Source organism: Paenibacillus crassostreae (assembly GCF_001857945.1).
GTDB lineage: Bacteria > Bacillota > Bacilli > Paenibacillales > Paenibacillaceae > Paenibacillus_AQ > Paenibacillus_AQ crassostreae.
This window is the reverse complement of record NZ_CP017770.1, coordinates 1,464,454-1,476,382: the sequence shown is the minus strand read 5'-3', so window position 1 is coordinate 1,476,382 and position 11,929 is coordinate 1,464,454. Positions and strand designations below refer to the sequence as shown.

13 protein-coding genes and 1 riboswitch are annotated in these 11,929 nt (G+C 39.1%); of the genes, 9 read left to right on the top strand and 4 right to left on the bottom strand.

Annotated features, from left to right (window positions below; genetic code table 11):
* Positions 1 to 21 precede the first annotated feature (21 nt).
* Complete coding sequence (locus LPB68_RS07110; RefSeq protein ID WP_068654032.1) at positions 22 to 1,650, top strand: putative polysaccharide biosynthesis protein; 1,629 nt, start codon at positions 22 to 24, stop codon at positions 1,648 to 1,650.
* A 6-nt stretch (positions 1,651 to 1,656) separates the two neighbouring features.
* On the opposite strand, the gene LPB68_RS07105 is transcribed toward LPB68_RS07110, so the two are convergent.
* Positions 1,657 to 2,985 carry a DUF2515 family protein gene (locus LPB68_RS07105; RefSeq protein WP_237087913.1) on the bottom strand — a complete coding sequence of 443 codons (1,329 nt, stop codon included), beginning with the start codon at positions 2,983 to 2,985 and terminating at the stop codon, positions 1,657 to 1,659.
* A gap of 118 nt (positions 2,986 to 3,103) precedes the next feature.
* Between LPB68_RS07105 and LPB68_RS07100 the strand changes: the two genes are divergently transcribed.
* From LPB68_RS07100 to LPB68_RS07070, 7 genes are all read left to right on the top strand, one after another.
* On the top strand, positions 3,104 to 3,445 hold the full coding sequence (locus LPB68_RS07100) for a thioredoxin family protein (RefSeq protein ID WP_068654031.1): 342 nt from the start codon (positions 3,104 to 3,106) through the stop codon (positions 3,443 to 3,445).
* Positions 3,446 to 3,587: 142 nt separating this feature from the next.
* Positions 3,588 to 4,508, top strand: a complete 921-nt coding sequence (locus LPB68_RS07095; protein ID WP_068654030.1) for a COX15/CtaA family protein — start codon at positions 3,588 to 3,590, stop codon at positions 4,506 to 4,508.
* A gap of 28 nt (positions 4,509 to 4,536) precedes the next feature.
* Entirely contained in the window at positions 4,537 to 5,247 is a 711-nt protein-coding gene (locus LPB68_RS07090; RefSeq protein WP_068654029.1) for a Cthe_2314 family HEPN domain-containing protein, read from the top strand.
* An 80-nt stretch (positions 5,248 to 5,327) separates the two neighbouring features.
* A riboswitch (SAM riboswitch) is annotated at positions 5,328 to 5,467 on the top strand.
* A gap of 110 nt (positions 5,468 to 5,577) precedes the next feature.
* Positions 5,578 to 6,600 (top strand): methionine ABC transporter ATP-binding protein, encoded by a 1,023-nt coding sequence (locus tag LPB68_RS07085; protein WP_068654027.1) that lies wholly within the window; start codon positions 5,578 to 5,580, stop codon positions 6,598 to 6,600.
* Complete coding sequence (locus tag LPB68_RS07080) at positions 6,600 to 7,268, top strand: methionine ABC transporter permease (RefSeq protein WP_068654025.1); 669 nt, start codon at positions 6,600 to 6,602, stop codon at positions 7,266 to 7,268. Before LPB68_RS07085 ends, LPB68_RS07080 begins: the two co-directional genes overlap by 1 nt.
* A 71-nt stretch (positions 7,269 to 7,339) precedes the next feature.
* Complete coding sequence (locus tag LPB68_RS07075; protein ID WP_068654023.1) at positions 7,340 to 8,134, top strand: MetQ/NlpA family ABC transporter substrate-binding protein; 795 nt, start codon at positions 7,340 to 7,342, stop codon at positions 8,132 to 8,134.
* Positions 8,135 to 8,260: 126 nt separating this feature from the next.
* Positions 8,261 to 9,025 carry an SDR family oxidoreductase gene (locus LPB68_RS07070; RefSeq protein ID WP_068654021.1) on the top strand — a complete coding sequence of 255 codons (765 nt, stop codon included), beginning with the start codon at positions 8,261 to 8,263 and terminating at the stop codon, positions 9,023 to 9,025.
* An 89-nt stretch (positions 9,026 to 9,114) separates the two neighbouring features.
* Here the strand turns inward: LPB68_RS07070 and LPB68_RS07065 are convergent, their stop codons facing one another.
* On the bottom strand, positions 9,115 to 9,360 hold the full coding sequence (locus LPB68_RS07065) for a NifU family protein (RefSeq protein WP_068654019.1): 246 nt from the start codon (positions 9,358 to 9,360) through the stop codon (positions 9,115 to 9,117).
* 82 nt (positions 9,361 to 9,442) lie between these two features.
* Between LPB68_RS07065 and LPB68_RS07060 the strand changes: the two genes are divergently transcribed.
* On the top strand, positions 9,443 to 9,697 hold the full coding sequence (locus tag LPB68_RS07060) for a YuzB family protein (RefSeq protein ID WP_068654017.1): 255 nt from the start codon (positions 9,443 to 9,445) through the stop codon (positions 9,695 to 9,697).
* Here the strand turns inward: LPB68_RS07060 and LPB68_RS07055 are convergent.
* Together LPB68_RS07055 and mqnE are read right to left on the bottom strand one after the other, a co-directional pair.
* A complete protein-coding gene (locus LPB68_RS07055) occupies positions 9,694 to 10,755 on the bottom strand; it encodes an NAD(P)/FAD-dependent oxidoreductase (RefSeq protein ID WP_068654014.1) in 1,062 nt (353 codons plus the stop codon). The two genes, LPB68_RS07060 and LPB68_RS07055, sit on opposite strands and share 4 nt — an antisense overlap.
* Positions 10,756 to 10,796: 41 nt before the next feature.
* A complete protein-coding gene (gene mqnE, locus LPB68_RS07050; RefSeq protein ID WP_068654013.1) occupies positions 10,797 to 11,903 on the bottom strand; it encodes an aminofutalosine synthase MqnE in 1,107 nt (368 codons plus the stop codon).
* Between the last annotated feature and the right edge of the window lie 26 nt (positions 11,904 to 11,929).

The following is an 11,929-nucleotide window of genomic DNA, read 5'->3' as shown; positions in this document are numbered from 1 at the left end:
TAAGAAAGTAGGGGGAAAAGTTTGGCGAAGAAAGAATCATTTATTAAAGGAACACTTATTCTAGCCGCGGCAGCCTTGATAGCTCGTGTACTAGGTCTGGCTCAGCGGATACCATTGGAACATATGCTTGGGGATATAGGGGATGCGTCATTCAACGTTGCCAATACTATATACTTGATGTTACTAACAATAGCAACTGCTGGAATTCCAAGTACGCTAAGTAAAATGGTATCTGAGCGTTATGCATTGGAGAAGCCTCATGAGGCTCAACGGATTTACCATGCCGCCTTAATCTTCTCAGCGATTATGGGCGTTGTCATGACTTTGTTGTTATACTTTGGTGCACCTTATTATGCAACCTACATTAAACTACCTGAAGCGACACTGGCTATTCAGATGTTAGCTCCCGCGCTTCTGTTATTTCCTACTATTGCTATGATGCGAGGGTATTTCCAAGGTCGTAATAACATGATGGCTGGCGGGATCTCACAAATTATTGAACAAATTGCTAGAGTGGGGACGGCAATTATTCTGGCATATATCTTGTTAACTATGGATTATCAAGATAGTACCATCGCTGCAGGAGCATCATTTGGAGGTGTTCTTGGTAGTTTAGGAGCATTCGCAGTTATGATCTATTTTACGCTTAGAATGCGTAAGCAGGACCGTACACTTAGTCTACAAGAGGGTCAAAATAAATTGCCTTTGATGACTATTTATAAAGATATATTTACGTTATCTATCCCGATTGTATTAACCTCTTTAGCTGTTCCAGCTGTAAATTTTATAGATACTAGTATTATTAAGGGATTACTGATTGGACAGTCGGGGGATGCTTACGCAACGCAAGTTGTAGGTATTCTCGGAAGTCGTGCTCAATCCATTGCAGGAATTCCTCCAATTCTAGCCATTGCTCTCAGTGCATCACTTATTCCTATTATATCCGCAGCGTTTGCACGGAAAGACCAGCCTTATCTGAAGCAACAAATTACATTAGCTATGAGAATTGCTATTCTTACAGGGATGCCTATTGTGATCGCTCTTAGTGTGGCTTCATATTCTATAAATGGACTTTTGTTTAGTAGCTTGGATGGTAGTGGAATTATTATGTTGCTTACATTCGGAACCATATTCCAAATTACGATGATGACATCGAATTCAATACTACTAGGTGTAAGTAAAGCAAAGGTCTCGATGGTCCATGTGATGATCGGTATTGTAGTGAAGCTTGTAGCCAGTTATATGCTAGCTCCATTCTTTGGTATCTATGGAATTATCGGAGCAACGGGGCTTTGCTTCCTAGTGATTACGTTGCTAAATCTCAGACTTATGAAAAAGATCGTACCTTTCTCTATTCTTGGTAAACGCTGGTTGAGTTACTTGCTTACGATCATCGTATCGGCAGGAATAGGGTACGGTCTTAATCAAGCGGGTATCCTACTTGTGAATATGATGCCAGACAGATTAGCCTATCTTATTACTTGCATTATCGTAGGTGTTGCTGTTGTAATGATTTACTTGGTTATGCTTATTGTACTTGGGGTTCTAAGCCAAGAAGAGTTATCTAGTTATCCACGTAAGATACAAAAAGTATTTATGCCACTAATGAAATTGCAACCCCATCGTGTCCGCAATCGGATGAATGATTAATCAATATCAGTTGAGACTTCGGACGATATCGTGAGCTAACGCTGTTTTCTGTAGAGCGGCTCGATGATTATGACTTATCTCGATGAGAAATGGCCGTCGTGGCTTAGATATATACTGGATAACATTCTTATCCTTCAGCCAGTCATACCGTGGAATAGGATCATATGGCATATCGAACCATACCTCTTCCAGCGTGGGACTATAAATTCGTTGACCTACGGATAACCATTCGTGATCTAACAGCTGTGAGCTCTCTATGGAGGAGTTCACAGCTGTTTCTTTGTCTGGGGTGAACAATTCCGGCCAATATTCACTTCTCGAACCGTGATGAATCGTGTCTTGTGCATAAGCTGTAACTTGATTCAGGACATCGGTATATCCGAATAAGAGACCATATAATGATTTACCAAGATTGATTCGCTCTTCGATATTTAAGAAATTCTCTAATACGAGACCTACGATTCCTGGTGATGGACTTGGAACATGACGCTCATTCATAGGAGAAGGTATCATCTTGCTTAGCGGAAATAGAATCTGGTTCACGTGAGCGAGATGATTGATTTGATAGGTCATATTTTTAAATATATTTTTCTGAAAAAAAGATTGTCTTACGACTCGTCCCTCAATGTAATGCTGCTCATTTATGATTAATCCCACTGCTAGTAGCGCACTGTTTCGTTCTAGCCAGAAGCTATTCCAGAAAGCATTCATGAATGTAGACACATGAAAATGTGGCAATAGATGAAATAAGCTGCATCCATACTGCTTGCTGTACATATAGAGCTGAAGCTGTGGATAAGCATCCTGAAAAATAAGGGCATTGCATCGTTCCAACATACGATAAAGATTATCTTTCAGAGATCGTTCCATGAGATCTGACATTAAACCGCCTTTTAGGTCGCTCATGTTCCATCCTCCATTCCGTGATACCATATGGGCTAATAACGCCCAATGAAGTTCTGGATATGCCTTATAACATTCCAGATAGGCTTGAGTGCGTGTAATGTTGCTTTGATTAGCAGCAATGGTAGCCATCCTTATTTCTTGCAGTATGTTGTTATCTCGTTCTGTTATTGAGAATATTTGAGGTCCATCCCAGCTAGCATGACTGTCCCGATACCGCATACAGTCGTTCACTGCTCGTTCAACAGAAATCCTGACAGTATACGCTGCAGATTCGTTCCACTCTAAGTTTCTGCGATGTTCATGGAATGGACGAGACAATTTCCAGCAAGCAACTTTACCTTTCATAAGTTCAGTAGCTTGTTGTGGGATGTTCTTTGCGTTTTTTAATAATTGTACCAATGCATGTGGATTAGACAACATGAAGGACATATTCAACATCCTTTCTAACATTTAGGGTATTACTCTTCAGTATGTCTCTAAAATTTGACTTCCACACTCTATTTTGTTTCACTTATATATAAAAATAGATGAGAAGGGAATGAACTAGATGGATAAAGTAACTTCGAAAGAACAATTTGACGAAACTATCCAATCTCCAAATTTGACAGTTGCAGTATTTAAAGCAGATTGGTGTGGTGATTGTAAATATATAGATCCATTTATGCAGGAAGTAGAAGAAAAATTTGCACAGCAATTGAAATTGTTAGAAATTGATGTAGATCAGGTTGGAACTGTGAGTCAAGAACAGAATATTCTTGGTATACCTAGCTTTGTTGCTTATGCTAATGGTAAAGAACTCGTACGGTTTGTTAATAAACTTCGTAAGTCACGTGAAGAAATTGAACAATTTCTGCAAACTGCAATTAACGTGTACAATACAATTCAGTAAGTGAAATTCCACATCACTTCTATAATAAATAGAGGTGGTGTTTTACTTTTTACTAACATCTGTCACAATCCAAATTCCACAGCGCTGTACTTATCAGGTATAATAAATAGGTTAGAATAATTCGATCAGCAGGTGAAGAATATTGAATACGAAACAATTGAAATGGCTTAGTTATTTAACATTTTTTGTGATGTTTTTTGCTACGTTTGGTGGTACGGTCGTAACACGTACAGGATCAGGCCTAGGGTGTGGACATGAATTTCCCTTATGTCATGGTAAATTTATCCCAGCACATACGGTAGAATCATTGATAGAGTATTCACACCGATTGGTAAGTGGACTAGCAGGTTTATTAGCTTTAGCCGTAGTGATAGCCTTTTATTTGTTTAACAAACGTCGTGATTTAAGAGTGTATTCTGTGATGACACTTATATTTGTATTAGTTCAGGCTACTATGGGAGCACTCGCTGTACTTTATGATCAGTCTTCTGCGGTAAAAGCTTTACATTTCGGATTTTCATTAATCGCCTTTGCAAGTGCATTGATGCTTGCTCTTGGAATACGCAGAGTCCACAAAGCAAAAAATGATCTTGAAGATGTCATGTTGCCACGTGTGAGTCGTTCATTCCGAAATATTACCTGGATAACAACCATTTATTGTTATGTAGTTGTATATGTCGGTGCTTTTGTTAGCCATTCAGGTTCTGCTGGTGGATGCTCAGGTTGGCCGCTTTGTAATGGTGAATGGTTCCCCGAACTAACTGGAGGGGTTAAGATCGCCTTTCTACATCGACTTGCAGCGTTATTACTATTTATCTTAATTGCGATTATGGGACACTTGGCTTATCATCGGAATCATGGAAATCGGGAATTACAAATGTTAGGAATTACTGCTGTGGTGTTATGTCTTATGCAAGTGCTTAGTGGTGCGGGTCTTATGTATACGATGGGTAATGATGAAGTCTATATTTTCGCATCCTTACTTCATAATTTATTAGTGTCTTCATTGTTTGGAGTTCTATGCTATCTTTGTGTTAGAGTATGGCAATTAAATAAGAAGTAATAGAATCAATTCCATAAGGGGACTTATTATGCTGAGTAATTTGTTTGGGGACTTATCTAATGAAGATCATAATCCAGTGCTTGAAGATGCATATAGAGCCTTGAAGAACTCTGCTCTGTTGCTTCAGGAGGAAATGAAACGGTATAAGGACCCTTCCCACGATCTTAGGAAAATAGAAATTTGGACTCGTGGACTTTCCTCAGCATTAACTGAGTTGGAGCAAAGTTATGCTGTGGCCATGTTGTTCAGAAAATCAATTATTGCTGGATTTATGGATGATATGACTGGGAATGAGCAAGTTGCTTATGCTCGTTATGTCTATTTCTATAAGAATGGTTTCATAAGAGTATTTGCTATCCTTGATAAATTGGGAACCGTGTTAAATGAAGTATATAATCTTCAAACATCAAAAGTTAAATCGCAGTATTCATATTTCACGGTGCTAAGACAATTCTCATATCACCAACAACATAACTCGCTTGGATCGATGTTGCGTACGATCAAAGATGAATACCGTGGGCCACTTCAAATTCTAAGAAAACGAAGAAATGCTGAAATTCACTATATGAATACGGAAATGCAAGATGATCTTTGGCAACGACATCAAGGATTGAACGATAAAATCGTACTTGAAGACCTTGATTTACATCTAAAGGAATTAAAACAGGGGCTAGACATGGTATGCAAAACGCTTTCCACTACGTTTCTCTATACGAATAAACTATGGATTGGTAATTAATTACGAAAATGAACGAAAATACCTTTTGACAATTTTTCGGAAAGATTCTATACTAACAATACTTAATTTCATATCGTATTTTCTTATCAAGAGAGGCGGAGGGATAGGCCCGATGAAGCCCGGCAACCGGTTTGTATGTGAAGATGTCACAATCTGATCATTACAAATGTCATGGTGCTAATTCCTTCGGAACCGAATTTACGGCTCTGACAGATGAGAAGGCTTCGTCTTTACACAAAGAGCGCCCTTTTTCATTCTGAAAAATGGGCTTTTTATTTTTTTTACTATCAGATAGATGGTCATCATTGTATATGTTGGGGGGTCTTGGACTTGATAGAATTAAAGAACTTAACGAAGGAGTATAGTGCTGGTAATCGTATTACCACCGCATTATCTGGTTTAAATCTTTCTGTTGATAAAGGTGAGATATTTGGAGTGATTGGTCATTCTGGTGCTGGTAAAAGCACGCTCATTCGATGTATTAATTTACTAGAACGACCTAACTCAGGCGAAGTATGGGTGAATGGTGTGAATTTGACCTCTCTAAGAACGAAGCAATTACAAGCTGAACGGCGTAAAATCGGCATGATATACCAACATTTTAATCTACTCTCTTCAGCGACAGTCTATGAGAATATTGCATTTCCGTTACGTTTAGCACATATATCCAATCAGGAGATTGAGATCAAGGTGAATGATTTATTAGCTTTGGTGGGGTTAGAAGAACATCATGATAAATACCCTGCACAATTATCGGGTGGACAGAAACAACGTGTCGGTATAGCTCGCGCATTGGCAAGTGACCCAGAAGTATTGCTATGTGATGAGGCGACATCCGCATTGGACCCGCAAACGACCGATTCTATCTTGAAATTATTACTTGATATAAATAAAAGATTTCATTTAACGATTGTTCTCATTACTCATGAAATGCATGTCATCCAAAGTATTTGTGATCGTGTCGGTGTTATCCACCAAGGAGGTATTGTAGAACAGGGAACCGTATCTGAGGTGTTTCTAAAACCAAGGCATCCTATTACACGTGATTTTACTAGAGGTGAATTAGATCATAGTGATCTACTAATGCAAGCGATAAATATGAAATCCGAGCTTCCTTTTTCTTCACAAGTCGTGAAGATTACCTTCTTAGGAGGAAAAACATACGAATCTATTCTTTCAAGAACAGTGAGAGAGACGGGAGTAGATTTTGCCATCTTGCAAGGGACGATTTCTACTCTGAAGGATACACCTTATGGTCAGCTCATTGTCCGTTTTGAAGGTGAATCAGAGTATATTTCTACAACAATTCATAAGCTTGTAAGTCAAGGGCTTGAGGTGGAGGTGCTAGACTGATGTTGGGATTAGACTTCTCAGAGGTAGGCTGGGGTGAGATTGGGATTGCTATAATCGATACATTGAAAATGTTAGGAGCTTCTGCGGTATTCACGTTTATTATTGGTCTTCCGCTGGGCATTATTCTCTATCTAGCAGCCCGGTCATTAGACCGTAGAGTTCATTTCCTATATTCAATTCTATCGATTATTGTAAATGTATTACGATCGGTACCCTTCATTATTCTGATTGTAGCAATGATACCTATAACAAGAGAACTTGTCGGTGTATCGATGGGCGTACTGGGGACGATTCCCCCGTTAGTTGTTGGAGCGGCACCCTTCTTTGCAAGGTTAGTAGAGACATCTCTCAGTGAAGTAGATCGTGGGGTTATCGAAGCAGCAGAAGGGATGGGTGCTTCGACTAGTCAGATTATATTACGAGTTCTGTTGCCAGAAGCAAGACCAGGTCTATTAGCAGCAATGACTATAACTATTGTTACGTTAGTATCCTATACGGCAATGTCAGGTCAAGTTGGTGGTGGAGGGCTAGGAGACTTAGCGATACGATATGGATACTATCGTTATGAAACAGAAGTTATGCTAATCTCTGTATTCCTAATGGTCATATTAGTACAATTTCTACAAATGGCTGGGGATCGACTTGTTCGTCATTTCACACGAAAATAATGGATAAAGGCATATAGATATCCTGTACTTATATATCACATTAATCACATTGAAGAAAAGGGGAATTACAAATGAAAAAATGGTCACTTGGTTTTATAAGTCTTTCACTAATGGTAATATTAGCCGCTTGTGGTAACAACAATGCATCGAATACGTTGAAGGTTGGAGCAAGCTCAGTACCTCATGCTGAGATTCTCAAACATATTCAACCTGCATTAGAGAAAGAAGGAGTAAACTTGGAAGTTATCGAGTTTACAGATTATGTTCAACCAAACACACAATTGTTCGAGAAACAATTGGATGCTAACTTCTTCCAACATCAGCCGTACCTTGATAGTGAAAATGAAAAACGTAAAATGGATCTAGTATCTATTGTTGCTGTACACATTGAACCATTGGGTGGGTACTCAAGCAATATTAAATCCATTGATGAACTTCCAGACGGTGCAAAAATTGCAATTCCGAATGATGCTACTAATGGCGGACGTGCTCTAAGCTTGTTAGCCAATAATGGTCTAATTACACTGAATGATCCCAACAAGGTAGAAGCTAAGATCAGTGATATTACAGAGAATCCAAAGAACTTTCAAATTACGGAGCATGATGCTGCTATCCTGCCACGTCAATTAGAAGAAGTGGATCTTGCTATCATTAATACGAATTTTGTACTTGATGCAGGCTTAGATCCTGTGAATGATGCATTAATTATTGAAGGTAAAGATAACCCATATGCTAATACATTGGTAGCTCGTCCAGATAATAAAGATTCTGAAGCCATTCAAAAATTAGCAGATGCATTAACTTCGGAAGATGTTAAGACATTTATTGAAGCTGAGTATAAAGGTGCTGTTATTCCAGCATTCTAATCCATCCAATAATCGAATATTCCTTTAAAATCCTGCAGAACCTTAGGTTCTGCAGGATTTTATTTGTAGAGGATTGATAAATCTTCTATAATTAATGGATGACCACTCGTTAGAGGAGGGAAAGCTTTGAATGGAAGAGTAGCCCTTATTACAGGAAGTGCGAAGGGACTAGGTAAAAGAACTGCATTAACCTTGGCGGATCAAGGCTGTAACATCGTGCTTAATTATGTTCATAGTTCTATGGAAGCAGAAGAATTGCGTGTGATCATAGAGCAGAAGGGTGTACAATGTATTGCTATTCAAGCTGATATTTCTGAGTTACAACAAATCGAGAGACTATTAGATCAAGTGAATAATAAATTCGGTGGTGCAGATATTATCATTAATAACGCTGGACCCTTTATCAGAGAACGACGTAACTTCGTTGAATATACGCAAACAGAAATCATATCGTTAATGCAAGGTAATTTAATTGGGGCAATGCTACTTGATCATATGATTATACCTTCCATGCGAAAGAAAAGATGGGGAAGAATTATTCATCTTGGTTTCGGGCATGCAGGCGAAGCTAGAGCTTGGCCACATCGAGCAGTATATGCAGCAGCGAAGACAGGATTGGTTTCCTTTACGAAAACATTAGCTGTGGAAGAGGCACCTTATGGAATTACAGTAAATATGGTTTGTCCTGGTGATATTAGAGGGATAAATAAGGAGAAATCGATTGCAGAAGTAGAAGGGATCGAGGATTTAGAGACACCAAATGGTAGGCCGGGTAGTGGTGAGGATATTGCACGGGTTATCCAATATTTATGTCAGGAAGATTCAGACTTCATAACAGGTAATATTATGGATATTACGGGTGGCTTAGATCCTATAAGACCTTGGGTATAGAGGAATAAAAAAAGAGTCTTGGTCTCTTCAATGATGAAGACCAAGACTCTCTCTAACTATGTTGAAGATTTCTATACTAAGAAATGACTTTAGAATACTTGAATAACGTCTTGAATGCCATCAACCTCTTCAAGGAGAGCACGTTCAATACCAGCTTTTAAGGTAATGGTGGAGCTTGGGCAACTGCCGCATGCACCCATTAATCTTAGCTTAACAATGCCATCTTCTACGTCGACCAATTCTACGTCACCGCCATCACGTTGAAGAAATGGACGAAGTTTATCTAATACATCTAATACTTCATCATACATGGTGCCTTGTGCGTTTTCACTCATAGTGTTCAACTCCTTCCTATTGCATTATTATAGTACAAATAAGATTAAAAATAAAATAGAAAAGTAAAGCAGGTGTATCAAGATGAGACCTCTTATAGAATTCTGTACGAATAATATGCATTTCGATACAGATGTAGTCATGGAAAAGCTGGAGTCTAACCCAGATTATGATGTTATTGAATATGGTTGTCTGACTAATTGTGGACAATGTTATTTGATGCCATTCGCTATGGTAGATGGTGAAATTGTAACAGCAGAAAGCGCAGATGAATTACTAGAAGCGATTATGGCAAAGATTAAGGAAGCTGACGCATGGGATGAACTTGATCTGGATTAACCCAGATTTCGTTTAGACATCCAAAGAACACCACTTTTAAGTAATCGAGGAACGCGTCCCATCACAGATGATTTACCCATGAGTCCAAATCCTGCCTTTTTACCAAGAGCACCAAGGGTGCCTTTTAAATGAATAGCATGTAATTTTGGAGTCTCGCCGCGCCATAGAGCATGAATTACGGCTGCAACTTGCTCTGCTTGTGCACCAGCAGCTTGTGCACTGGGTGCAAATGGTAGGCTTGCACAATCCCCTATAACATATACTTCAGGATGTTCTGCGATTTGTGAATAAGAATTCAGAATGATGCGACCACCAGCATCTTTGGCAACTTGAAGATCCTGGACGATGAGGACAGGCTGTATGCCTGCAGTCCATATGGTAGCATCACTCTGTATGATTTCAGAACCATTGTAAATGGCCCCGTCTTCTATCCTTGCAACCGACACATGAGGACGAGTATCGACATCATGGGCTTTAAACCAATGTTCCACGTAGATGGACAATTTGGACGGGAAGGTTGATAGAACACGACTGTGACGATCAAGAATAGAAATATTTAGATCAGGCCGACTCTCTCTAAGTTCTGCTGCCAACTCCACACCGCTGAGACCGCCACCAATAATATTTACTTGACTATATGGTATTAAATCGTTAAGTCGTTGATATGTTCTGCGCGTATTTGTAAAGGATTGGATACTATTTGTAAATTGATCTGCACCTTCAACCCCATGATATCGATCGGTACATCCAAGTGCGATGACGAGATAATCATATGTAATTTCCTCAGCAAGCGCTAGATGCACTTTCTTACCTTCTAAATCTATGGATGTCACTTCACCATATTTAATAGTTAGTTGTGGATGCTTGGGAAAGGAAACCCTAAGGTCAAGATCTGCTACGGTACCTGCTGCTAAGGCATAAAATTCTGTTTTCAGTCCTTGAAAGGGCATTCGATCCAGCAATATCAATTCTATATCTTCGGGTAACTGATGATCTAAAAGACCTTGAATGATCGCTAGACCGCCATATCCTCCGCCTAGAATAACCAATTTCCTCATGGATGCGACGTCCTTTCTATATGTTACATCTGGACTAACATTTATTCATATACCTGTATTTCATTATAAAAAGTATCGCGTTCTACAGGGATTCGTCCTGCACCTTTAATAAGCCAAATTAATTCCTTGCGTGTCAAACCTTCTGGAGTTAAAGCCCCAGCTGCATGACTAATCCGTTCATTTATAATGGTTCCATGAACGTCAGATGCGCCGAAACTTAATGCCATTTGTGTTAATTGAGCACCGATATTAATGAAATATGCTTTGATATGATCGATATTATCGATCATTAATCGGCTTATAGCAATGGTCTTCAGATCCTCATAAGCTGAATTTCGCCGCATAATTCCGGCATTCTTATTCTTAGGTTGCATAGATAGCGGAATGAATACCATGAAACCATTCGTTTCATCTTGAAGTTCACGGATTTGAACCATATGTCTAATTCGATCTTCATGGCTTTCAATAGATCCATACAACATAGTTGTGTGTGTCTTCATCCCTAACTGATGGGCAGCACGATGAACATCTAAATATTGCTCTACGTTAGCTTTATCTACTTTCATTTTTTGACGATATTGATCAGACAGAATCTCAGCTCCGCCACCTGTTAAAGACTTCAATCCAGCTTGCTGAAGCTTCTTAAGGACCTCTGTAGTACTGAGTCCACTTATGCGTGTGAAGAATTCGATTTCGGCTGCAGTATATGCTTTTAAAGTAACATCTGGATAATGATCTGTTAAGGTCTGTAAAGAATCCACATAATATTGGAAAGGCACATGGGTGTTATGACCCCCTACAATGTGAAATTCTCGGATACCAGGGTGAATATGTTTGTTCACATGTTCTACCATTTCTTCACCGGAGAGAGTATAAGAACCTTCTTCTCCTTGATCTTTGCGGAAGTTACAGAAGGCACAATAGGATTCACATACATTGGTAAAGTAAAGGCTCATATTTTCAATGAAATACACCTTTTTTCCATTTTTTCGCAGGTTAACCTGATTGGCAAGTTGGCCTAGCGTCAATAGATCATCAGTCTGATATAGGTAGATTCCGTCTTCAATCGTTAAACGTTCACCTGATTGAACCTTTGCTATAATGGCCGCCATTTGTAAGTCTGTATTAGCGGTAGTAATTGTAGACAATTCGCTTCCTCCTGTTCACTCAAATC